Source organism: Caballeronia sp. GACF4 (assembly GCF_023631025.1).
Taxonomy (GTDB): domain Bacteria; phylum Pseudomonadota; class Gammaproteobacteria; order Burkholderiales; family Burkholderiaceae; genus Caballeronia.
In genome coordinates this window covers 775,159-798,325 of the sequence record NZ_JALQDW010000018.1, presented here as the reverse complement: position 1 = coordinate 798,325, position 23,167 = coordinate 775,159, and the positions used below count along the sequence as shown (strand labels likewise).

Annotated in this window: 17 protein-coding genes; 12 read left to right on the top strand and 5 right to left on the bottom strand. The window is 63.4% G+C overall.

Annotation, left to right across the window (positions count from 1 at the left end; genetic code table 11):
- Window positions 1-3 precede the first annotated feature (3 nt).
- Complete coding sequence (locus NCR40_RS18705; protein ID WP_250510233.1) at window positions 4-720, bottom strand: 2Fe-2S iron-sulfur cluster-binding protein; 717 nt, start codon at window positions 718-720, stop codon at window positions 4-6.
- Window positions 721-1,154: 434 nt separating this feature from the next.
- On the opposite strand from NCR40_RS18705, the gene NCR40_RS18700 reads away from it, so the two are divergent.
- Window positions 1,155-3,179 carry a tetratricopeptide repeat protein gene (locus tag NCR40_RS18700; RefSeq protein WP_250510232.1) on the top strand — a complete coding sequence of 675 codons (2,025 nt, stop codon included), beginning with the start codon at window positions 1,155-1,157 and terminating at the stop codon, window positions 3,177-3,179.
- On the opposite strand, the gene NCR40_RS18695 is transcribed toward NCR40_RS18700, so the two are convergent.
- From NCR40_RS18695 to NCR40_RS18685, 3 genes are all read right to left on the bottom strand, one after another.
- On the bottom strand, window positions 3,164-3,436 hold the full coding sequence (locus NCR40_RS18695) for a DUF4148 domain-containing protein (RefSeq protein ID WP_250510231.1): 273 nt from the start codon (window positions 3,434-3,436) through the stop codon (window positions 3,164-3,166). The two genes, NCR40_RS18700 and NCR40_RS18695, sit on opposite strands and share 16 nt — an antisense overlap.
- A 209-nt stretch (window positions 3,437-3,645) precedes the next feature.
- Window positions 3,646-4,431: a transporter substrate-binding domain-containing protein gene (locus NCR40_RS18690; RefSeq protein ID WP_250510230.1), complete on the bottom strand. Its 786-nt coding sequence runs from the start codon at window positions 4,429-4,431 to the stop codon at window positions 3,646-3,648.
- Between the two features lie 120 nt (window positions 4,432-4,551).
- Window positions 4,552-5,826: an inositol monophosphatase gene (locus NCR40_RS18685; protein ID WP_250510229.1), complete on the bottom strand. Its 1,275-nt coding sequence runs from the start codon at window positions 5,824-5,826 to the stop codon at window positions 4,552-4,554.
- Between the two features lie 188 nt (window positions 5,827-6,014).
- Between NCR40_RS18685 and NCR40_RS18680 the strand changes: the two genes are divergently transcribed.
- From NCR40_RS18680 to NCR40_RS18650, 7 genes are all read left to right on the top strand, one after another.
- Entirely contained in the window at window positions 6,015-6,437 is a 423-nt protein-coding gene (locus NCR40_RS18680) for a GFA family protein (protein WP_250510228.1), read from the top strand.
- A 294-nt stretch (window positions 6,438-6,731) separates the two neighbouring features.
- Window positions 6,732-8,315: a S53 family peptidase gene (locus tag NCR40_RS18675; RefSeq protein WP_250510227.1), complete on the top strand. Its 1,584-nt coding sequence runs from the start codon at window positions 6,732-6,734 to the stop codon at window positions 8,313-8,315.
- A gap of 53 nt (window positions 8,316-8,368) precedes the next feature.
- Window positions 8,369-10,060 carry a S10 family peptidase gene (locus NCR40_RS18670; RefSeq protein WP_250510226.1) on the top strand — a complete coding sequence of 564 codons (1,692 nt, stop codon included), beginning with the start codon at window positions 8,369-8,371 and terminating at the stop codon, window positions 10,058-10,060.
- 121 nt (window positions 10,061-10,181) lie between these two features.
- The gene (gene katE, locus NCR40_RS18665; RefSeq protein ID WP_310394160.1) at window positions 10,182-12,338 is read left to right on the top strand and encodes a catalase HPII; all 2,157 of its coding nucleotides are present in this window, start codon (window positions 10,182-10,184) and stop codon (window positions 12,336-12,338) included.
- A 196-nt stretch (window positions 12,339-12,534) separates the two neighbouring features.
- Window positions 12,535-15,753, top strand: a complete 3,219-nt coding sequence (locus NCR40_RS18660) for an ATP-binding protein (protein ID WP_250510225.1) — start codon at window positions 12,535-12,537, stop codon at window positions 15,751-15,753.
- Window positions 15,754-15,857: 104 nt separating this feature from the next.
- Complete coding sequence (locus NCR40_RS18655; protein WP_244829310.1) at window positions 15,858-16,430, top strand: hypothetical protein; 573 nt, start codon at window positions 15,858-15,860, stop codon at window positions 16,428-16,430.
- Between the two features lie 383 nt (window positions 16,431-16,813).
- Window positions 16,814-17,821 (top strand): L,D-transpeptidase, encoded by a 1,008-nt coding sequence (locus NCR40_RS18650; protein ID WP_250510224.1) that lies wholly within the window; start codon window positions 16,814-16,816, stop codon window positions 17,819-17,821.
- Window positions 17,822-17,824: 3 nt separating this feature from the next.
- Here the strand turns inward: NCR40_RS18650 and NCR40_RS18645 are convergent, their stop codons facing one another.
- Complete coding sequence (locus NCR40_RS18645) at window positions 17,825-18,700, bottom strand: DMT family transporter (RefSeq protein ID WP_250510223.1); 876 nt, start codon at window positions 18,698-18,700, stop codon at window positions 17,825-17,827.
- Between the two features lie 173 nt (window positions 18,701-18,873).
- Between NCR40_RS18645 and phnS the strand changes: the two genes are divergently transcribed.
- The 4 genes from phnS to phnV are packed head-to-tail and all read left to right on the top strand — an operon-like array spanning window position 18,874 to window position 22,713.
- Window positions 18,874-19,944, top strand: coding sequence for a 2-aminoethylphosphonate ABC transporter substrate-binding protein (gene phnS / locus NCR40_RS18640; RefSeq protein ID WP_250510222.1), 1,071 nt, complete (start codon window positions 18,874-18,876; stop codon window positions 19,942-19,944).
- Window positions 19,945-19,960: 16 nt separating this feature from the next.
- Window positions 19,961-21,025, top strand: a complete 1,065-nt coding sequence (phnT, locus tag NCR40_RS18635; protein WP_250510300.1) for a 2-aminoethylphosphonate ABC transport system ATP-binding subunit PhnT — start codon at window positions 19,961-19,963, stop codon at window positions 21,023-21,025.
- Window positions 21,003-21,887: a 2-aminoethylphosphonate ABC transporter permease subunit gene (phnU, locus tag NCR40_RS18630; RefSeq protein ID WP_250510221.1), complete on the top strand. Its 885-nt coding sequence runs from the start codon at window positions 21,003-21,005 to the stop codon at window positions 21,885-21,887. Before phnT ends, phnU begins: the two co-directional genes overlap by 23 nt.
- Before the next feature lie 46 nt (window positions 21,888-21,933).
- Window positions 21,934-22,713, top strand: coding sequence for a 2-aminoethylphosphonate ABC transport system, membrane component PhnV (gene phnV / locus NCR40_RS18625; protein WP_244829685.1), 780 nt, complete (start codon window positions 21,934-21,936; stop codon window positions 22,711-22,713).
- The last annotated feature ends 454 nt before the right edge of the window (window positions 22,714-23,167 follow it).

Sequence of the window (23,167 nt, the reverse complement as noted above, 5' to 3'; positions counted from 1 at the left end):
CCCTTAACCTTGCGACGAAGCGACGAACTTCACCGCCGCCACGATATTCGGATACGCGCCGCAGCGACAGATATTGCCGCTCATACGCTCGCGGATTTCATCGTCGGAGAGTTGCGCGGGTCGGAAGCGCACGTCGGCGGTGGCGGCGCTGGCATCGCCTGCACGGTATTCGTCGATGAGCGCGGTCGCCGAGCATAACTGCCCCGGCGTACAGTAGCCGCACTGAAACGCATCCTTTTCTATGAACGCGCGTTGCAATGGACTGAGCGCATCGCCGCCGGGAGCCAAGCCTTCGACGGTCGTGATGCTCTCGCCTTCGTGCATCACGGCAAGCGTCAAACACGAGTTGATGCGTCGCCCGCCCGCGATTACCGTGCACGCGCCGCACTGGCCACGGTCGCAGCCTTTTTTCGTGCCGGTGAGGTCGGCGTATTCGCGCAGGGCGTCGAGCAAGGTCGTGCGCGCTTCGACCTGAAGCTCGTACGGATGACCGTTGATGGTCAGCTTGACCGGCATCGTCGGCGCGGAGGTGACGGGTGGCGCGACGGCGGGCGTTGCAGCTTGCTGTTGCGCGCGCGCGGTCGACGCAAGCGGCGCGGCGGCTACGGCCGCGCTCGCTGCCGCCGATTGCAGGAAGCGCCGACGCGACGGCTTCTGGGCCGCGTCATCGGTATCGCGTGTATCGGGTGAAAGGGGTGAAGGCGTTTTGACTGGGGACATGGCGATTGAATGCTCCTCGCTCGTTTGGTTGGGCGCGCCACGCCGTGCAGGTCTCGATGAACCACGTCCCTGAGGTCTTGAGGATGGCGCGTGATACGCGAGTCGCCTTCGTTCGATCGCTGTAAGACGACCGAACGTTCGACCATTCGCGCAAGCCAAGAGTGACAGCAAGTCCAATGCCATCGCCGGCAGACGCTGGTGCGCCCGACTACTCGCTCGCCTGAACACGGACCATGCAAGTAAATACTGCATGGCTGCGTAAATAAGCTGCGAAGACGCGTCGGCAAAGATGACGCGAACATGGCTGTTTCGCCCGGCGAGCGCCATATGGCGCACTTTGTGACGCTTCGATCATCGAGCGCGCCTCAAAATATTCGCTCGACGTCAGCCGCCATTCGCCGTGGCTCGACATGTTTGAAACACCTATCCAACCCATGTCATCCGATACGAATCGCTATCACGAAGCGGCTGCGTTCTATTCGAACGGACGCTACGCCGAAGCGCTGGAGACGCTCGCGCCCTTGGTCCTCGACGCCGACGCGCTCAATCTCGCCGCTGTCTGCGCCTATCGACTCGAACGTCACGACGAAGCGGAGCTCTACTGGCTGCGCGCAATCGATGCGCGTCCCGACGACGCCGGGATGCGCAACAACCTGGCCAATCTGTTCAACGAGTTGCAGCGTTATCGTGAAGCGGAAACGCTTTATCGGAACGCGCTCGCACTTCTTCCGGACTATCCGGTCGCGCATTACAACCTTGCGAACGTGCTTGATCGGCAAGGGCGCGCGGATGAAGCCGAGGAGGGTTATCGTCGCGCGCTCGCGCTCAAACCCGATTTCGCCGAGGCTCATGCGAATCTTGCCGCGTTGCTCGCGCGCACGAACCGGTTGCCGGAGGCCGAGGCTGAGTATCGCCACGCGATCGATGCACAGCCTGCCTTTGCCGAAGCACGAAATAACCTTGGCAACGTGCTTCGGACCTTGGGTAAGCTCGGCGAGGCGCGCGCACAGTTCGAGCACGTGCTTGCCGCACGGCCCGACTGGGCGGACGCGCATCTGAACTTGGGCAACGTCTTGAAAGATGCCGGGCTCGTTGTCGATGCCGAGCATGCGTATCGGCGGGCTGTCGGCTTGCGGCCGGACTACGCGGCGGCGTACACCAATTTGGGCATCGTGCTTGGGGAACAAGGGCGGCTCGCCGAGGCGGAAGTCGCGTATCGCCATGTCGTCGACCTTGCGCCGCAAGACGCCGATGCGCATTTCAATCTCGCCGATGCGATCTACGACGTAAGCGCTCATGGCCGTTTCGACCGCCTGCACGAAGCGCAAGCCGCGTATGAAAAAGCCTTGGCGATACGGCCGGATTTCATCGCGGCGCATTTGCATCTGGGCAACGTGTATCGTGAGGACGAAACACGTCTCGCCGATGCGGAAGCGACCTTCCGGCACGTGCTGTCGATCGATCCGGAGTGCGTCGATGCGCAGATGAATCTGGCCACCTTGCTGCTCGGCACGGGCCGTTATGAACAAGGATGGCCGCTCTTCGAGGCTCGCTACGACGAGCGCTTCGCGCAGCGCGGCGCGCTTCCGCCAGCTTTGCCGGGTCCGCGCTGGCAGGGCGAAGCGTTGACGGGCAAGACACTCATCGTGATGGCCGAGCAAGGCTTCGGCGACACCATTCAGTTCAGCCGTTACCTTCCTGAACTCAAGGTGCGTGGGCTAGATCGTCTGACGGTGGTCTGCCCGCCGGCCTTGGTCGCGTTGATCGGCGCGATGGATTGCGCGGACGCATGCATCGCGCCGGCCGATCTGCACGCGCTACCGGCCCACGACTACAGTTGCTTCCTGATGAGCCTGCCTTTCCTCATGGGGACGACGCTCGCGACTATTCCATCGACCGTTCCTTATCTGCGAGCACCGCGCGAAAAGGTCGAGTTCTGGCGCGCCCGGTTGCCCGCGGGCACGTTGAAAGCAGGCATTGCCTGGACAGGCGAGCCGCGTCCGGGACTGCGCGACGCCTTTGCCGCTTTCAGCCGCCGCTGGCTCGCCGCGCGTCAATGCGAGCGCTTGCTGACCTTGCCCGGCGTGCACTTCGTCAGTCTTCAGAAGGGCGCGACGGCGCGCGCGGAATGTGCCGCGCTGCCCGACGCCTGGCGTTTGTCCGACCCGATGAACGAAGTCGCCGATTTCGCCGATACCGCCGCGCTCATCGAATCGCTGGATCTCGTCATCAGCGTGGATACATCCGTGGCGCATCTCGCGGGCGCGCTTGGCAAGCCGTTGTGGATACCGCTGTGCTCGAACGCTTGCTGGCGCTGGCTCGCCGGACGCGACGACTCCCCGTGGTATCCGACCGCGCGGCTTTTTAGACAGCAAGCGCCCGGAGATTGGGACGATGTGATCGAGCGCGTCGCCGATGCGCTGACCGTCTGGCAACGCGACACTCAGCTACGCGGATAACTGCCCGGTACGCCGCGCGCCGAACGCGCCGGCCCGTATGGATCGGGATTGCCGTAGCGCGGGATGGTGCCATCGGCGCGAGCGCGTGCAAGGTCCGCGCGGACTTCGGCGCGCGAAAGCGGCGTGTTGGCCGCCATCGTCATGGGCGTAGGCATCGGCATGGCTTGCGGTGCGGCGGCCGGGTCCATTGTCTGCGCCGATGCCGCAGCGCTCATGGCGAATGCTGCAAGGGCGGCCAAGCGGATCGCTGGTTTCATCGTCGTTCTCCTGAGCGGTGCGAAGCGGTGAGCGAATGCCTATCTATACGCGCTTCGGCGACAAACGGATGAATAGCGATGAATAAGCGCGACGGCAACTAACCGTCTTTCGTGCTAGCGCCTGCAAAGACGGGCTTTGCGTTGCAAGGGCGCAAAAGAAAAAGCCGGCAGCGCCGGCTTCCCATGCAAGCCATGCCGTTGGCAAGTGCTCACAGATCCGCCGGATACGGCGCCTTCAGCCACTTCGTCGAAAGCGTGTTGAGCGTGCCGTCTTTTTTCGCTTGAACGATCGCCGCATCGACTTCCTTCAAAAGTCGGGGCTCGTCCTTGTTCAATCCGACATGATCCGGCGAACTGAACAACTGAAACTTCTGCTCGGGCTGTACGGGCGGATTACGCGCGATGATCGTTGCGCCAACATCGTTGCCGACTACCAGCAATTGCGCTTGTCCGGCCAGAAACGCGGAGATCGCGCCGTTCGGGTCTTCGAAACGCTTGATATCGGCCGTGGGCGGTGCGACCTTGCTCACGCTCAAGTCTTCGAGCGTGCCGCGCGCCACCGCTACCGACTTGCCCGCGAGATCGGCGGTCGTCTTCACCGCCAGCGACTTCGGTCCGAACACCGCCAGATAGTACGGTGCATAAGGCCGCGAGAAATCGATCACCTTTTCGCGCTCGGGCGTCTGACCGACCGAGAGCAGCAAGTCGGCCTTGTGCGTGGCGAGATAAGCCATGCGGTTTTCGCCGGTGATCGCCACGAACTCGACTTTCGCCTTGAGCGCGCGCGCCAAGTATTCGCCCATCTCGATGTCGTAGCCTTGCGGCTTCATGTCCGGGCCGATAGAGCCGAACGGCGGATAGTCCATGAATACGCCGATGCGCACCACGCCGTTTTTCTGGATGGTGTCGAGCGTGTCCGCATGGGCGAACGAGACGGCGAGGGCGAACGAAGCGGCGAGCAGGCCGCGCAGAAACCGCGAGAGGCGAAGCGTCATGGTGGGGATCGAAAGGTGAGGGGATCGACGCACTCTAGGCACGCCAAAATCCCCTCACAATCGAAATCTGCGCATGCCAGCCATGTCGCGTGCGCATGGCTGGCTGGCAGCGCGACTTCCTCAGGCTTCGCTTTCCATGATCCGGTCGATCAGCCGCGCGTTCTCTCCCGCCGAACCGATGCCCGCGTGCCGCGCCATTGGCACGAAGAAATGCGTGGCAATAGGCAGCTTCGAGCGCGACAGCCAGTTGCTCAGATGAGTCGCGAGCCTGCGCGCCGGCGTCTTCAGTTCCTCGCGCAGCACGGCGGGCAGCTTGTCGAAGTGACGCATGTCGGTCTGATACGGCTCGGGCGCGACGCATAACGCGTTCGGGCGGCCATCGACATCGGCGGGCAGGCGTTCCAGCGCCTCGTGCAACAGCGCGACGCCGAGACCCTCGCCGCGCCACGGCTTGCGCACTTCCCACAGGCTGATATAGATCACGCGATGCGCATTGAACACTTCGCACAGCCGTTCGGGACCGAGCGCCTCGGTGGCCGCGAGCGCGAGCGACAGCATTTCGCCGGAATAGGTGTCGAGCGTATAGACGAGATCGGCGCTGCTGTGAAGCGGCGGCACCTTGACGAGTTGAAGCTTGACCGCGGCCGCGACGATATCGCTGCCCGCCTCGTGGAACACGGCAAAGGCGGTGCCAAGCCGTTCGTCGTCGACTTGCGGATACTCGTGGCGATACGTCATCGTGAAGAGAAACGGCCCGATCTTCTCGCGATACGCGAGCGGCCGGTCGACGTCGTAATCGGCGGCGCCTTCGAGGCCGTAGGGATCGTAATCGCGCTTTTCACGCTGTTCCGCCGAGGCGAGCACGGCGAGCGGTCGGCGCGATTCCGGCACGAGATCTTCTGGCAAGCCTTCCCAGTTGAGCCGCAAAAATTCGCGGCTGCCGCGATAGTGCGTCTCGAAGAGAGAGAGAATCTGTTCGCTCGCCACCGGGTCGAGAATGCGTTGCGCGCATTCCACCGCGCGGTCGAGGAGTTGATCGGCCTCGGCGGGATCGGGCGCGAGGGCCGGTTCGTGCGCCTGCGGCATGGCCGGCAAGCCGCGCGCGATGCGGTCCCGATGCGCCAGTTCGAGCCATTCGTCGGCGGCGCGTTCGGCGATATGACCCGCCGCGATACGATAGCCTGTCAGCACGATCGACTGACCGGTCTGGCCGAGCGGGAAGACGTACTCGTCGGACATCGCTTCCTCGACCGTCACGTCGCGAAAGGTTTCGCGCAGGGCGGGCGCGTTGGCTGCCGAGTTGAAGCGATCGTGCGAGAGCACATGCGCGACGAGATCGGACGCGGCTGGGCCGGATTCGGATGCCACGCCGGGCAGTAGCTTAAGGAGTGACAAGGTGGGAGTCGTGCTCGATGTGCTCATGGGTGCCGCCCGTGCCTGATGGTTGCTGTGGGTTGCTGTCGGTCGCTGTCGATTGCCGCAGGTCGCAGGTCGCAGTCGCGAAGGGCTATCGTAACAAACACGGGGGCGGATCGGTGCCGGCGGTGCAGTGCGGCAAGACGGAACATTCAAGGAGTCGCTCGATGAATCAGCAAACTGAAGCAATCGATGAAACCGTGACGCACGAAGGCGGCTGCGCGTGCGGCGCATTCCGGTTCCGCGCGATGGGCCGGCCGTTGCGCGTCGGCATGTGCCATTGCATGACGTGCCGGCGCGTGCACGGCTCGGCGTTCGGCTCCTACGTCATCTATCACCGCGGCAACGTGGAGTTTTCCGGCCGCACATCGACGTGGCGCAGTTCCGACGAAGGCAGGCGTCATTTCTGTCCCGAATGCGGCTCCGTGGCGTACATGGAGTACGTGACGCGCGACGAAGTCGATGTGCCGCTCGGCGCGTTCGATCTGACCGGCGTTTTCGAGCCGGCCTACGAACTCTGGTGCGAGCATCGCGAGCCCTGGCTGCCTCAAGGCGTGCGCAAGGAGTACGCGCAAGAGCGAACGGCTTAGCCGTTGCCGCGACCCATTCTTGCGGGTCGGCGCGCGCGGCATCATCGTTGCCGACCGAGACAAAAAGCAGCCCGAAGGCAAATAACTAACTTCGATATCGAGACACGCTTTGTCCTGCCGGAACTGCATCCTTCAATCAACGGTCCGAGCAATTGCAATCGATTGCGGAAAATAAGACGATATGCGGCGCGCACGTTTTTCAGAGCGAAAGCATCGAAAGAAACGACATGCGCCGGATGCGCCAAGCAGCAGGATCGGGCCTAAAACGAATTGCCAACGAGGAGCATCGACACCATGGCAAAGCAACCGGTAAGCGGCAGCGGCAAGAGCAACCCCGAAGACGCAAAGTGCGTCGGCGCGTGCGATCCTGGCGAGCAGATAGAAGTCATCGTCATGCTGCGCCGCAAGGACGAAGCAGCGTTTGATCAGATGATGAAGCACATCGAAGCCGGCGACGCCCCGGCGCAGTCCGTGACCCGCGCGGACTTTGGAAAGCGCTTCGGCGCGTCGCAGGAAGACGTCGACAAGGTGAAGAAGTTCGCCGAGCAATACGGCCTCACGGTGGTGCGCGCCGAAGCGGAAACGCGCAGTGTCGTGCTCAAGGGCACCATCGAGCAGTTTCAGAAGGCGTTCGACGTGAAGCTCGAACGTTTCCAGCATCACAACATGGGCGAGTATCGCGGCCAGGCGGGACCCGTTCATGTTCCCGACGAAGTGCACGACGCCGTCACGGCCGTGCTCGGCCTCGACAGCAAGCCGCAAGCGCGTCCGCATTTCCGTTTCCGGCCGCCGTTCAAACCGGCGCGCGGCCTTACGGCATCGTCGTTTTCGCCGCTCGATCTCGCGCAACTCTATGACTTCCCAGAAGGCGACGGCGCGGGGCAATGCATCGCGATCATCGAACTCGGCGGCGGTTACAAGACTAGCGACCTGACGGCGTACTTCTCGAAGCTCGGCGTGAAACCGCCGAAAGTGGTGTCCGTCGGCGTGGACGACGCGAAGAATGCGCCCACGGGCAATCCGAATGGTCCGGACGGCGAAGTGACGCTCGACATCGAAATCGCCGGAGCGGTCGCGCCGGGCGCGCGCATCGCGGTGTATTTCGCGCCGAATAGCGACGCAGGCTTCGTCGATGCCGTCAATCGCGCCATTCACGACGACACCAACCAGCCGTCCGTGGTGTCCATCAGTTGGGGCGGACCGGAATCGAACTGGTCGGCGCAATCCATCGGCGCGTTCAACGACGTGCTGCAAAGCGCGGCGGCGCTCGGCGTCACGGTATGCGTGGCATCGGGCGACAGCGGTTCGACCGACGGCGTCGGCGACGGCGCGGATCACGTCGATTTCCCGGCATCTAGTCCCTACGTGCTCGGCTGCGGCGGCACGAGCGTCGCGGCATCCGCGCAGAAGATCACGAAGGAAGTCGTGTGGAACGACGGCGATCAGGGCGGATCGGGTGGCGGCGGTGTGAGCGGCGTGTTCGCGCTGCCTCCGTGGCAGAAAGGGCTGAGCATCGCGCATGCCGGCGGCAAGACGACGGCGCTCGCCAAGCGCGGCGTGCCGGATGTATCGGGCGACGCCTCGCCGCAAAGCGGCTACGAAGTGCTGATCGACGGCGAGCAGACGGTCGTCGGCGGCACGAGCGCGGTCGCGCCTTTGTGGGCCGCGCTGATCGCTCGCATCAACGCGATCAACGGTTCCCCCGCGGGCTTCATCAATCCGAAGCTGTACAAGGCGAAGGGCGCGTTCCACGACATCACGCAAGGCGATAACGGCAGTTTCGCGGCAGCGGCGGGATGGGATGCCTGCACGGGGCTTGGCAGCCCGGACGGCGCGAAGATCGCGGCGGCGCTCAAACCCGCGAAGAGCACGAGTTGAGATGGGCAGTGACAGTGAACAACAACCACGATGACGATTCTGGAGCGTTCAAGATGAACTCCGATCCACTGGCAGCAGCAGGCGCAGACAAACCCGAAGAACCGGCGCACGGCAACGCGCACGCAGCGGCGAAGAAAACGCCGAAGAGCAAGGATCAGCCGTACTTCGATCCCGTCGCCTACGGCAACGGTCCCGACGATTCCGTCGAGGCGACCGAAGCCGACGAAAACGCCGCGATCACGCACCATAGCGTGACCGTGGGCGGCGAGAAGATCGCTTACACGGCCACGGTCGGCCACCTCGTGACGGTGGACCCGAGCAGCAGCAAGCCGGATGCGAAGATGTTCTATGTCGCCTTCACGAAGGACGGCGCAAAGGAAGAACAACGGCCGCTCACGTTCTTTTATAACGGCGGGCCGGGCTCGTCCTCGGTGTTCGTGCTGCTCGGTTCGTTCGCGCCGCGCCGCATCAAGACCGCCATGCCGAGCTTCACGCCGCCCGCGCCCTACGAGATGGAAGACAACGCGGACAGTCTTATCGACAAGAGCGATCTGATTTTCATCAATCCCGTGGGAACGGGATATTCCGCCGCCATCGCGCCGAACAAGAACCGCGACTTCTGGGGTGTGGATCAGGATGCGGATTCGATCAAGCAGTTCATCAAGCGCTATCTGACGAAGAACAACCGCTGGAACTCGCCCAAGTTCTTGTTTGGCGAATCGTATGGCACGGCGCGCAGCTGCGTCCTGGCGTACCGGCTGCATGAAGATGGCGTCGATCTGAACGGCATCACCCTGCAATCGTCGATTCTCGATTATCGCCAGGCGGGCAACCCCGTCGGCGCGCTGCCTACCGCCGCGGCGGATGCGTGGTATCACAAGAAGCTCGGCGTGCATCCCACGCCGACCAACCTCTTGAACTTTGCCGAGGAAGTCGCGGAGTTTTCGCGCTCGGACTATCTCAACGCGTTGCGCAAGTTTCCGCAGACCGACGATGAAGTGGTCGAGAAGCTCTCCGAATACACGGGCATCGACAAGGTGACGCTGCTTGCGTGGAGTCTGGATATCGCGGCTTACGACAGCCGTGGCAATTCGCTCTTTCTGACGACGCTCCTGAAGTCGAAGGGCGAATCGCTCGGCTCGTACGACGGGCGCGTGACGGCTATTTCGACGGGCATCGCGGGCAAGATCGATCCGAACTCGGGCGGCAACGATCCGACCATGACAGCGGTGAGCGGCGTCTACACGACCATGTGGAACAGCTATCTCAACGAGCAGTTGAAATTCACGTCCACTTCGTCATTCACGGACCTTAACGACCAGGCTTTCCTCAACTGGGACTTCAAACATACGGACCCGACCGGCGAACAGAAGGGACTGGATTCGAAAGGCAACGTCGTGCTCTATACAGCGGGCGATCTGGCCGCCGTGATGGCGCTCAACGTGGATCTCAAAGTCTTGTCCGCGAACGGCCTATATGACTTCGTGACGCCGTTTTATCAGACCATCATCGACCTTCAGCAGATGCCGTTGATCAACAGCGTCGTCAGGCAGAATCTTTCCGCGGCGTTTTATCCATCGGGACATATGGTTTATCTCGACGGAGCATCGCGCACGCAACTGAAGGCGGATCTCGCGAAGATGTACAACGAGGCCACGTCGAACCATGCGGCCATGACGCGCATCATCTCCTTGCAGAAGGTAACGGCGGAGAAGGCATTGTCGCCAGCGAGTACCGGTGTCTGATGGTCACAAGCGGGCGAGGCTTCGGCTTCGCCCGTCGCGCCCCGCCGGGCGTCCCGCTGCAAGCGGAAACCCTATCTCCTTCGGGAACAAGGCTTGCGAATGGCCCGAAAGGCTAAAAGCAATCTTCCCCAAGGAGTCCCCTCAAATGGCAACAAAGAAGCAACCCACGAATAGCACCGCGCGTCCGCCTTCGCAGAGTCCGAACGCCGCGACCAACAAGAAGATCGAATCGCTCGAAGCCTTCCGCAGCGATGCAACGAATCAAGCCCTGACCACGAACCAGGGTGTAAAAGTCTCCGATAACCAGAACACGCTGCGCGTTGGAGCGCGCGGTCCGTCGCTGCTCGAAGACTTCATCATGCGTGAAAAAATCACGCACTTCGACCACGAGCGTATTCCGGAGCGCATTGTTCATGCGCGCGGTTCGGCGGCGCATGGCGTGTTCAAGGTCTACGAGTCGCAAGCCGAATTGACCAAGGCCGGTTTCCTGCAAGACCCGTCGAAAGAGACGCCGGTCTACGTGCGCTTCTCAACCGTGCAAGGCTCGCGCGGTTCCGCCGATACCGTGCGCGACGTGCGCGGCTTCGCGGTCAAGTTCTACACCGACGAAGGCAACTTCGATATGGTCGGCAACAACATGCCCGTGTTCTTCATCCAGGACGCGATCAAGTTTCCCGACTTCGTGCACGCCGTCAAACCGGAGCCGCATAACGAGATTCCGCAAGGCGCGTCGGCGCATGACACCTTCTGGGATTTCGTCTCGCTCGTGCCCGAGTCGGCGCATATGGTGATGTGGGCGATGTCCGACCGCGCCATTCCCAAGAGTCTGCGCACCATGGAAGGCTTCGGCATTCACACGTTCCGTTTCGTGAACGCGGAAGGCAAGGGGCGCTTCGTCAAGTTCCACTGGCGGCCGACCATCGGTTCGGCTTCGCTCCTGTGGGACGAAGCGCAGAAGATCGCGGGTAAGGATGCCGATTACCATCGTCGCGATTTGTGGGAAGCCATCGACAAGGGCAACTATCCCGAGTGGGAACTGGGCGTGCAGATTGTCGAGGAAGAGGACGAGCACAAGTTCGACTTCGATCTGCTCGATCCGACCAAGATCATTCCCGAGGAACTCGTGCCGCTCAAGATGATCGGCAAGATGACGCTCAACCGCAATCCCGACAACTTCTTCGCGGAAACCGAGCAGGTCGCGTTCTGTCCGGGACATATCGTGCCGGGCATCGACTTCACGAACGACCCGCTCCTGCAAGGACGTCTTTTCTCCTACACCGATACGCAGATCAGCCGTCTGGGCGGCCCGAACTTCCACGAGTTGCCGATCAACCGCCCGATCGCGCCGCTGCATAACGGTCAACGCGACGCGATGCATCGCCAGACCATCGACAAGGGTCAGGCTTCCTACGAGCCGAATTCGATCGATGGCGGCTGGCCGAAGGAAACGGCGCCGGCAGCATCGGGCGGCGGCTTCGAAACCTACACGGAACGCGTGGACGGCGAGAAGATTCGCGTGCGCAGCCCGTCGTTTGCCGACCATTTCTCGCAAGCAACGCTCTTCTGGAACAGCCAGACGCAGCCGGAGAAGGATCACATCGTCGGCGCGTATTCGTTCGAGTTGAGCAAGGTAGAGCGCAAGTTCATCCGCGAACGCGAACTTGCTCTGCTCGCGAACATCGACGAGGTATTGGCCGCGCGCGTCGCGGAAAATCTCGGCATGCCCGCGCCCAAGAAAAACGCGAGCCCGGAGCAACTCGGCAAGTCGTCGGTGACGGAATCGCCGGCGCTGTCGATCATCGCCAAGGCCGTGCCGTCGATCAAGACGCGCAAGGTCGCGATTCTCGCCGCGAAGGGCGCGGATGCCGCGAGCATCAAGGCCGTCAAGGAAGCACTCGCGGCGGGCGGCGCGCAAGCGCTCGTCATCTCGCCGACGCTCGGGTTCCCTGCCGAAGGTATTGAAGCGGACGCCACCATCCTCGGCATGCCGTCCATCATGTTCGACGGAATGATCATCGCGGACGGCAAGGCAAGCGCCAAGACGCTGTCCGAATCCGGCGACGCGCGCCACTTCGTGCTCGAATCGTTCAAGCATCTGAAGGCGATCGGCGCGATTGGCGACGGCGAGGATGTGCTTGCCGCATCGCATCTGCCTGGCGGCGATGAAGGCGTGGTCGTCGGCAGCGACGCGAAGACCGTCCTCAAGACCTTCATCGAAGCACTGGGCAAGCATCGCGTGTGGTCGCGCGCGCAGAAGGCGGAGTCGGTGCCTGCGTAATCGTCCGGCAGCACGCGTTTCGCGCCGTGCAACGCAGGGCGCGTGCGTGGGCGCGCCGGCGATAGGCGCGCCGGCGCGTTTTTGAGACACTGGCCGCACCGCTCGATTTAGGGGGTGCGGCTTGTTTCATTCTGCGATTCGTCGAGCTGACGGAACACGGCGACAGCGTTCGCGCCGTTTGCTGTGGACGCTTTGTGTGCTGCTCGGCTGTTGGCTCGGCGATGCCTTCGCGGCACCGCCGCTGATCGTCGGCGCGGTGCCGGGCATGGTGCCGCCGCTCGAACTGGCCGTGTCCGGCGCGCCATCCGATTCTTCGGCGTTGCGCGGCATTTCGGTCGATGTTCTGAACGCCATTTCCGAGCCGCTCGGCATGACGCCGCAATGGCGCCTGTATCCGGATCGTCCCGCGATGCTGGCCGCGCTCGAACGCGGCGAGATCGACATGGCGACGAGTTCGGCGGGCTTCGATGCCGGTGCGCCGCTCGAACTGAGCCATTCGTATTTTCCGGTGAAGCCGGTGTATTTCGCGCCGCTCGCGGCACATACGCCGACGCATCGGCTCGCTTATGTCGACACGCAGATGGACCCCGCGCGGTTGCATGCGGCGTATCCGTCCTTGCAGCCGGAGGCGTATCCGGATGTGCTCGCCGCCGCGCTGGCCGTCTCGCTCGGCCGTGCCGACGGCTTCGTCGGCGACGTGACGACCGCCGTGTATGTCATCAGTCATCTGGACTTGCCGAACATCGGCGCGCGCGGCTTTACACCGTTCGATGCGGACGGCTATCGCTTTGCTTTCGCAGCCAACCGGCCGGCCGCGCGCGCATTGCGTGAGCGTGTCGATGCCGCGCTGGCGCAGTTGCCGCCGAATTTCCTGCTGACGATGAACGCGCGCTGGTACGTTTCGATGACCGCGGTGACGCTGGATCGTCCGCTCGACTTGACACCCGAGCAGCGCGCGTGGATCAAGGCGCATCCAGTCGTGCATTACTCGATGCTTTCGCAAATTCCGCCGCTAATGTTCCGCAATTCGCACGGCGAACCTGCGGGTCTCGCCGCCGACCTGCTCGATGTGATCTCGCGGGGAACGGGCTTGCGCTTCGAAGCGCGAATGCGCGGTTCTTTGTCTCAGATTGCCGCCGACCTGACGAGCGGTAAGTCCATGTTCACACCCTACGGCGTTTCCCCCGCATGGCAACCGGTGCCGCTCACGGCGTCCGTGCCGTTCGGCGAGAGTCTGGTCGGCATCGTCACGCGTGCGGGTCAGGCGCCCCTGCGCGATGAGACCGCGCTCGCGAACAAGCGGGTGGCGCTTCCGGCCGGGATTTCGGCCCTGGCGTTGAAGCGCGAATTCGTGCGGCATCTGCGCATCGTCGAGATGCCGTCATTCGACGAGCAGTTCAGCGCGGTCGTGAACGGCGATGCCGACGCGGCTTTGGTCGATCTGACGCTCGCCAATTACGCGGTCGCCAATCCTTACCGCGGCAAGCTCGTGGTGAGCGGCGTGCTTTCCGGCAAACCGCTCGAGCAAGGCTTTCTCGTCTTGCGCAATGAGCCGATCTTGCTCGGCATCATCAACGACGCGATTGGCCATCTTCGCGCTTATCAACTCGAAGCGCTGCGCGGGCGCTGGCGGCTTGGCGATCATCCTGAGACATTGTGGGAGCGCCGCCGTCCGCAAGTCGAGGTAGGCGCGCTGCTTGGCGGTGCGCTTGTTTTCGCGCTGATCGGCTGGGCGGTGTCACTGCGCACACAGATCGTGCGCCGGATTGCCGCCGAACAGGCAATGCGCGCGGCGAAGGAGGAAGCCGAAACGGCGAACCGCGCCAAGTCGACGTTCCTCGCCACCATGAGCCACGAAATCCGCACGCCGATGAACGCGGTACTCGGCCTCATCGAACTGGAACTGCGCGCGCCCGGCGAGCGCGCCGCGACCGAACGCGCGCTCGGCACGGCGCATCGCGCGGCGGCGGATTTGCTCGGCATGATCGACGATCTGCTCGACGTCGCGAAAATCGAAGCCGAGCGGCTGGTCCTCACGCCCGCGCCGCTCGAACTCGAAACGTGGATGACGAGCGTGGCCGCGATATACGAGCCCGCCGCGCGCGCCAAGGGCATCGCGTTGATCGTGCGCCGCGCGGATTCGGGCGAAGTCTGGTTGCTTGCCGACGGGCAGCGTTTGCGGCAAGTCGTCGGCAATCTGCTATCGAACGCGATCAAGTTCACGGATATCGGGGCGGTGACGCTCGACTACCGTGTAGACGCGCCACAGGGCGGCACGCGGGCGCTGACATTCGCGGTCGCGGACACGGGCGTGGGCATCGCGCCCGAGCGGCAAGGCGCGCTTTTCACGCCGTTCGTGCAGGCACACGATGGCGGCGCGCGCCGCTATTCGGGCACGGGCCTTGGCCTCACCATCTGCAAGCGGCTCGTCACGATGATGGGCGGCGAGATCACGCTCGAAAGCGAGCCGGGACGCGGCACACGCTTTACGGTCTGCGTGAGCTTGCCGGAGGCATCGGCGTCCGAAGCGGGACGCGCGCCGGAGCACGCATCGGTGGCTCCGACCGGCGCGACGCTCGCGGGCTTGCGGGTACTCGTCGTCGACGATCATCCGGCGAACCGGATCGTGCTCGAAGGGCAGATCAGGCTGCTCGGCGGCGCGCCGCAATTGGCCGTCGATGGCCGCAGCGCGCTCGTCCGCTATCGCGGCGATCCATCCGCGTTCGATGTGATCCTCACCGATTGCTCGATGCCCGAAATGAGCGGCGAGGAACTCGCGCAGGCGATCCGCGGGGACGACAGCGCGCGCGTGCAAAAGGCGCGGCCGTTGCCTGTCGTCGGCCTCACGGCGAACGCGCAACCGGAGGCGGCGCAACGCGCGGTCGCGGCAGGCATGACGATGTGTCTCGTGAAGCCCATCTCGCTCGACGGCCTGCGCGATGCGCTCGTCGCGGCGACCGAAGGTGTAGCGCGGCGAAGCGGGCCGGTGCGGGAGAAAGCGGCAGAGGTCTTCGACAGCGCGCTTGTCGCGAGTTACGGCGATCAGGCCGCGACGCTCGCCGGCACCCTCAAATCCGCGCATGCGCAAGACCTGATCGACGCAGAAACCGCGTTCGATGCTTGCGACCACGCGTTCTTGCGCGACATCGCGCATCGCATGAAAGGGGCGGCGTCGCTGGTCGGCGCCGTGCGCTTCACCGATGCATGCGTCGCCTTGCAGCACGTATGCGATCGCGCCATCGACGAAGACCGCAACGGCGAGGACGACGCCAGCATCGCGGTCGCTTACGGCTCCTTTCATGCCGAGGCGCTTGCGCTCGGCCGCGCGCTCGACGCCGCGCTTGCGTCTTCGAGTGCGGCGAGTGCGGCGCAGACCTTGCCGCACGCATCCACGGATCGGCTCGCGGACTTTTGAGCCACACCGCGATGCACGCCTTTGGTGTGTTCTAATGCGATTGTTCAATATCTCAAAAATAAGCGGCGTCGCATTGGCCGCATGATGAATTGCACTTCCGAGGCATGGATCGAAGGGATATACCCATCTTCAAGCGACGCTTCGCGCGTCACGCTTATGCGACCGCTGCCGCTCGTCCCGCGCGCGCGGCGTTTGGCGCGCTCCTGATCACGCTCAATGGCGCGCTCATGGTGTGGCCTGCAAGCTCGCGGGCGCAGCGTCCCGATTGGCTCGATCCGCATGTCACGCAGTCGACCATCGTCGAGACGATCTGCGTGCCGGGTTATGTCGATCGCGTGCTGCCGTCGTTCGAGACGCAGATGCGCCAGAAAGAAAAACTGCTCAAGCAACGTGGCATCGACGCTTCGTTCGCATCCGAATATGCGCTGGATCATCGCATGCCCGTATTGCTCGGCGGCTTGCCCAATGCGCCCGCGAATCTCGATCTGCGCCGCTGGGAAGGCCGTGCCGGACAGCGCCGCAAGGAGCGGCTCGCGGTCTATCTCAAACGCTGTGTCTGCACCGGCGACATGACGCTGAAGGATGCGCAGTCGACCATGTCCGGCGACTGGCCAAACCGCTATCCGAATTTGTCCAGCATGACGTGCGGCGCGTTCTCGGGCCCATCGACGGAATGAACTTTGCTGCGCCAGATGCAACGAACGAAGCCGGTGCGCGTCTTTGCGTGCATCGGTTCTTGAATGTTCGGGGCTGGGCGATCGATATGGATCGCTAGGCTTGAGTCTGGTCAGGCAAGGCGGATCAATCAATGCATCTGGCAGGGAAAAGAGAAACAGCATTTGGCGCGAGAGCAATCGTAGTTGGAGTGGCTGCCGCGCTTGTGGCGTATGCGGGGGCGGTCGGTGCGCAGCAGGCGCGCCTTGCGTCAGAATCCGCGTCGGCATCTTCTTCGAATGGAAGTGCGCCGTCGGGTTCGCAGCGAAGCACATCGCCTGCGAACGTGCTCCAGGGGCACGTTACGTCGACGCCCGCATCGCCGCCGTTGATTCCAGGCGCAAGCGTGCCATCGAGTGCAAGCGCGCCCGAACGCGCATTGCCCGGCATGCCGGTGCCGATGAAGCCGCAAGTTGCTTCGGGAGCTTCGGAGGCGTCGGCGGCCTCTGCTGCATCGGCTGCATCGGCTGCATCGACCGTGGAACCGGCATCGGCCGCGAGTGCCGCATCGGAGGCCGAGGCGCCCGAAGTCCCGCTGCCGCCCGAACCGCCCGAGCCCAACTTGGCGCAACGCCATGACCTGCCGCCCGCCGGAGCCTTCGCCATGCGGCAGACTTTCGCGAAAGAGGTGGACCGGCGTCTCAGCGTTTCCCAAGCGGATCAGCAGGCCTACGGTCGCGTGTTGCAGCATGCGCTCGATGAAAGCGGACATGGCGATCTCGCCAATGAGTTCGTCGTGCTGGTCGATCGCAGCGCGAACGTGCAGGCGCTCATGCTTTTCTTCCGCGCGAAGCCGGCCGATGCCTGGTCGCTGATCGGCGCATCGCCGGTATCGACGGGACGGCCGGGCACTTACGATCACTTCGTCACGCCGCTCGGCGTGTTTCAGCACGTGCCGGGCAACATGGATTTTCGCGCGGAAGGCACGCTCAACGAGTTCAAGATTCGAGGATACGGCGCGCGCGACATGCGCATCTACGACTTCGGCTGGGCCGATGGCGAGCGCGGCTGGGGCAAGGGCGGCATCTCGCCGATGCGCTTCCAGATGCACGCCACCGATCCGCAGAAACTCGAACCGCTTCTCGGCATGCGCCATTCGAAAGGCTGCGTGCGCATACCGTCGACGCTCAATACTTTCTTCGATCATCGCGGCATCCTCGACGCGCAATACGAAGCCCGTGCCGCCGAAGGTCAGTCGATGTGGATACTCAAGTCCACGCGTAACGCGACGTCCTGGGCGGGTCACTTTCTGGTCGTCGTCGATACGGCGAGAAAGGCGCGTCCGGCATGGTCGCCGGGTCCGGGGAAGGCGGTGCGTGCGAATATCCCGGCGGGCGCCGATACGGCCGATTGACGGCTATTTCGCCCGCGCCAGCAACACGCCCACGAGCGCCACCCCGAACCCCGCGATCTGCGCCGGCCCGAGCGTTTCGCCAAACGCCAGATAGCCTTCGATCGCGGCAAGCGGCGGCGCGAGAAACAGCAGCGCGGTGGCACGCGAGGCATCGCCACGGCGGACCATCCACACGAAAAGCGTGGTCGCGGCACCCGAGAGCATCACGATGCCCCATCCAAGCGAAACCCAAGTCGTCGCCGAAGCAATGAAGCGATGTTCCCCAAGCGCGAAAATCAGCAGTAACGCGACGAGCGCGGCGCCCGCATTCTGCAGCGCGCTCGCGCTGCGGATATCGGCGCGTGCCAGCGAGCTCTTCTGATACAGCGTGCCCGCGGTAATCGCCAGGACGGCGAGCAGCGCCGCCATGACGACGAGCCACGAAGGCGCGGCTCCGTGTGTCGATGACGCATGACCCGTCATCGCCTTCGGCGCAAGCACGAGCGCCACGCCAGTGAGCCCCAGCACGAGCCCGCTCCATGCACGCGGCGACAGACGTTCGCCGAAGAAGCGCGCGGCAAACGCAGCGGTCAGAAGCGGTTGTAACGCGCCGAGCAGCGCCATGATGCCCGCAGTCAGCCCCTGTGCGACGGCCCAATAACCCGCGCCCAGATAAACGCCTTGCAGCAGCGCGCCTGCAAGCAGATGCCGTAGAACATCGGCGCCTTTCGGCCAGCTTGCCCGGCTTGCGAGCGCCACGACGACAAACAGCAACGCCGTGCCGCAGAAGCGCGCGAACAGGTACACGTTCGGATCGACGTAAGGGGTAATCGCGCGCGCGACAATAAAGCCTGTCGACCAGAGTAGGACGAAGACCGGCGCGGCCAGAAAGGAGAGCATCGTCAATCAGGCGTTTGGCGGAAAGGCCGAAGTATGCGGATGTGCGTGCACCGCGTCTTGTCCAATCCTGCACCGCTTACGGCATTCACGTGTCTGTCACACGGCTCTGCAATGCTTCGACACCAGCGCAGCACCCGAGCCGCGTCACCTTATCTCATCGGATCGATCACGAAATGACTCGCGACCTTCGCCTCGCACGCACGATGCTGCCGGCCATCGCCGCCTTGATGGCGTTTGCAACCTCGCCGGCACACGCAGCCGATGCCGTCGTCCTCTACACGGCGGACGGCCTCGAAAATCTCTACAAGGACGTGCTCCCGGCTTTCGAGAAGAAGGAAGGCGTCAAGGTCAATATCGTCACGGCGGGCAGTGGCGAAGTGGTGAACCGCGCGAGCGTCGAGAAAGATTCGCCCAAGGCGGACGTGCTCGTGACCTTGCCGCCGTTCATCCAGCAAGCATCGCAGAGCGGCCTGCTGCAGTCGTACCAGAGTGTGAACTACAAGAACGTGCCGGCTATCGCCAAGGCGAACGACGGCGCGTGGGCCACCTTCGTCAACAACTACTTTTCTTTCGCCATCAATCCGGAAGTCACGAAGAGCGCGCCGAAGACCTTCGCCGATCTCTTGCATCCGAACTACTCGGGCAAGATCGCATATTCGAATCCGGCGACGGCGGGCGACGGCATGGCGGTCATCATCCTGACGTCGGCCCTGATGGGCGAAGACAAAGCGTTCGATTATCTGAAGTCGCTCGAACGAAGCGCGAAGTTCCATACCAAGGGCACGGGTTATCTCGATGTGCTGCTCTCGCGTAACGAGATCGCCTTCGCCAATGGCGACCTGCAAATGGATCTCGACGATGCCGCGAACGGCGGTCTGTCCATCAAGCCGCTTTTCCTGTCGCATCAGAACGGCGACGCGCCCACCACGTTCCAGTTGCCGTATGCAATCGGTCTCATCAAGAGCGGGCCGAATCAGGCAGCGGGCAAGAAGCTGATCGACTATCTGATGTCCGCGGAAGTGCAGTCGAAAGTGCCGGACATCTACGGCATTCCGGCGCGCACCGATGTCGCGCTCGGCGGCAAGAACGGCGAAGCGGTGAAGCAGGCAATTGCCGGCGTGAAGCTGATTCCGGTGGACTGGAACGAAGTCATGCAGAAGAAGGCTGGCTGGACCGAGCGCTGGAAGAATGAAGTGATCGGCCAGTCGGGCAAGGAGACCGAGGTCGTGAAGCCGAAGTCCTGACGTGAATACGTTTGCTCTGAGCTCGTCCGGAAATGCGCTCGCTCATGAACACGAAGCGCGATCCGGCGTGCATATCGAAGGACTCACGGTGCGCTTCGGCGCGCGCACCGTGCTCGATCAACTATCGCTGCACATCGAACGTGGCGAGTTCCTGACGGTACTCGGCAGAAGCGGCTGCGGCAAGACCACGCTGTTGCGCTTTATCGCCGGATTCATTCAGCCCGATGCCTTCGCGGGCGCGCTTTTTATCGCGGGCCGCGAACTCACGCACGTGCCGCCGCATCAACGTAATCTCGGCTTGCTGTTCCAGAGCTATGCGCTCTTTCCGCATCTTTCCGTATTCGATAACGTCGCCTTCGGCCTGCGCGCGCGCAAGCTGAAGACGGGCGAAATCGCGCGCCGCGTCGCCGATGCGCTCAAACTCGTGCAACTCGCCGATGCTGGCCACGTCATGCCCGCGCAACTCTCGGGCGGTATGCAGCAGCGTGTGGCGCTTGCCCGCGCGCTCGTCATCGAGCCGGATGTGCTCTTGCTCGACGAACCGCTTTCGGCGCTCGATGCCAACCTCCGCGCGTCCGTGCGCAGCGAGCTGAAGGCGTTGCACGAGCGCTTGCCGAATCTGACTATCGTTTGTGTGACGCACGATCAGGACGATGCGCTCGTGCTGTCCGACCGCACGCTTCTTATGCGCGATGGCCGTATCGCGCAACTCGGTTCGCCGCGCGAGTTGTACGACGCGCCGAACGACGGCTTCGTCGCGCGCTATCTCGGTGCCGCGAATCTGCTGCCGCCGCGCGTGGTGTATCCCGTCGGCGACGCGCGCCACGACGAACGCGAGCGGCTTGCGTGCATTCGGCCGGAGCGCTTCTCCATCGTGCCGCTCGGCGATGGGCCGTTGCACGGCACGATTGCATCGGTCGAATGGTATGGCGCGTCGCTCTCGATTTCCGTCGCGCTCGATGCGTGGCCCAACGAGCCCGTACTCGTTTCGACGCAGCGCGGCCACACGCGCATGCCGGAAAAGGGCGCGCGCGTTTCCCTGACCTTCGAGGCTGACGATGTCGTCCTTGTCCATCCCTGAAGAGGCCGCCGGGCGAGCGCAGGACGGCCAGGCGACAATCGCCGCGCGGCGCGGCAAGAAGGTGCAATGGCAGTTGTGGTTGATCCTCGTGTTCGTGCTGGGGCCGCTCGTCGTCTATCCGCTCTCCCGCCTTGCCATGTTGAGCGTGACCGGCTCGCACGGCTTGACGCTGCACGCCTACACCGCGTTCTTCGGCAACCCGGAGACGCGCGGCGTGATCGGCACGACGCTCGGCATCCTCTTCGCAAGCGCAAGTCTCGCGTCATTGCTTGGCGTCGCGCTCGCGTCGATGCTGTTCTTCCGGCCGTTTCCCGGCGCGAAGCTCGTCACGCGTTTCCTCGAGTTGTTCGTGGCGTTCCCTTCGTTTCTCGTGGCATTCACGCTGATTTTTCTTTATGGCTCGCAGGGGTCGGTGAGCATCGGCTTGCAACGGCTTTTTTTTCTCGATACCCCGCCGCTCGATTTCCTCTTCGGCATCGGCGGCGTAATTCTCGCGGAGGTCGTGTTCTATGCGCCGTTCGTGGTGCGCCCGACGCTCGCTTCATACGCCATGCTCGACATGCGTCTCGTCGAGGCCGCGAAAAGTCTCGGCGCGGGCGGCTGGATGGTCGCAACCAAGGTCGTGTTGCCGCTTGCGTGGCCGGGAATCGCGGCGGGCACCATCTTGTGCTTCCTCCTGACGCTCAACGAGTTCGGCATTCTGCTCGTCTTGGGCAGCGCGCATCTCATCACCTTGCCAATTGCCATTTACAGCGCGGCGACCGTCGATCTCGACTTGCCGACCGCAGCGGCGGGATCGGTCGTGATGTTGCTGATGTCGCTCTCGCTCTATGCGCTTTATCGACGCTTGCAAAGACGCTGACATGCAGCTTTCGACCTCGTTCAAACCTGGAAAGCCAGTCTCGCTGATGCGCGCGCTCGTTGCGTTCCTGGCGGCGCTCGTGTGCTTCTGGCTCTTCGTGTTGCCGGTGGTCGTGGTGGCGTTGTCGAGCGTTGCGTCGCACTGGTCGGGCACGATCTTCCCCGATGGCTTCAGCACGCGCTGGTTCGGGCGCCTCGGCTCCAGCGATTTCGACGCGCTGACGACAAGCCTTGGCGTCGGCTTCGGCGTCGCGATTCTCGGCACCGCGCTGGGATTGTGGCTTGCGTTGGCGCTGGAGGGCCGTGACCGGCGCGGCCTGGGCGCATTCGTCGATGCCATTGCAATGATGCCGAACGGCGTACCGAGCGTGGTGTTGGGCCTTGCGGTACTGATTGCGTATCACAAGCGTCCGCTGGACCTGTCCGGCTCGGCGGCGATCGTCGTCATGGTGCAACTCGCGCTGGTCTTGCCATTTTGTTACCGCTGCGCGGCGGCTGCATTGCGACCGGAATTGACGACCTTGCGCGAGGCCGCCGCGAGCCTTGGCGCGCCGCCGCGCATGGTGTTGTGGCGCGTGGTGTTACCGCAACTCGTCCCGGCGATAAGAGCGAGCCTGGCGTTGGGATTCGCGCTATCGCTCGGCGAATTGGGCGCGACATTGACGGTGTATCCGCCGGGCTTCGCGACCGTGCCGATAGTCGTGGTGGGGCAAGTGAATCGAGGGTATTACTTGCCCGCATCGGCGCTATCGCTGATATTGCTGGCGGCGTCGCTGGCGGCGCTGTTGTTGATAGCGGTCCGCGCACCAAGACGAATCGATAGATGAAAACGCTACGGAAGCCGAAGCAAAGCCCAATGAAGAACTTGCTGGGCGCATCCAACGGCCGCGCGTCGCACTAAGCCGGAAGCACCAAGCGTTACACCAGTCAGACAATCTGCGAGACCAGCGGAGTCCCATGAGCGCCAGGAACGGCGATTGAGCAAGGCCGACACTTAGGCGCGTGCCGGCGTAGAACTCAGTCCTGACCACGCGCCCGATCAGCGGGCAGGATGAAGGCTGCTTTCCTCGGTGACTTTCATTGCAGCAATAGAGGAAGCTACACCCCCGCCGGGGAGGCGGCTACTGAACCAGACTGCAAGAGGAGATAGCAAATTCCCCGTCGCAGGGACGGCGGCGACTGATGGAAACCGCAAGCCAAGAAAGCAAAATTCCCCGAACCGGCAAGATCGACCGCCCACGGAAAATCAGGCGTCAGCGACCCACCGCATGTCATACCAAA

Bases quoted from the DNA above. Each gene is read 5' to 3' on its own strand.
- phnV (WP_244829685.1), top strand. From the start codon at position 21,934: ATGCGCGCGCTCGTTGCGTTCCTGGCGGCGCTCGTGTGCTTCTGGCTC.
- NCR40_RS18695 (WP_250510231.1), bottom strand. From the start codon at position 3,436: ATGAAACCAGCGATCCGCTTGGCCGCCCTTGCAGCATTCGCCATGAGC.
- phnU (WP_250510221.1), top strand. From the start codon at position 21,003: ATGTCGTCCTTGTCCATCCCTGAAGAGGCCGCCGGGCGAGCGCAGGAC.
- NCR40_RS18655 (WP_244829310.1), top strand. From the start codon at position 15,858: ATGGATCGAAGGGATATACCCATCTTCAAGCGACGCTTCGCGCGTCAC.
- NCR40_RS18675 (WP_250510227.1), top strand. From the start codon at position 6,732: ATGGCAAAGCAACCGGTAAGCGGCAGCGGCAAGAGCAACCCCGAAGAC.
- phnS (WP_250510222.1), top strand. From the start codon at position 18,874: ATGACTCGCGACCTTCGCCTCGCACGCACGATGCTGCCGGCCATCGCC.
- NCR40_RS18645 (WP_250510223.1), bottom strand. From the start codon at position 18,700: ATGCTCTCCTTTCTGGCCGCGCCGGTCTTCGTCCTACTCTGGTCGACA.
- NCR40_RS18680 (WP_250510228.1), top strand. From the start codon at position 6,015: ATGAATCAGCAAACTGAAGCAATCGATGAAACCGTGACGCACGAAGGC.
- NCR40_RS18670 (WP_250510226.1), top strand. From the start codon at position 8,369: ATGAACTCCGATCCACTGGCAGCAGCAGGCGCAGACAAACCCGAAGAA.
- NCR40_RS18690 (WP_250510230.1), bottom strand. From the start codon at position 4,431: ATGACGCTTCGCCTCTCGCGGTTTCTGCGCGGCCTGCTCGCCGCTTCG.
- NCR40_RS18705 (WP_250510233.1), bottom strand. From the start codon at position 720: ATGTCCCCAGTCAAAACGCCTTCACCCCTTTCACCCGATACACGCGAT.
- NCR40_RS18700 (WP_250510232.1), top strand. From the start codon at position 1,155: ATGTCATCCGATACGAATCGCTATCACGAAGCGGCTGCGTTCTATTCG.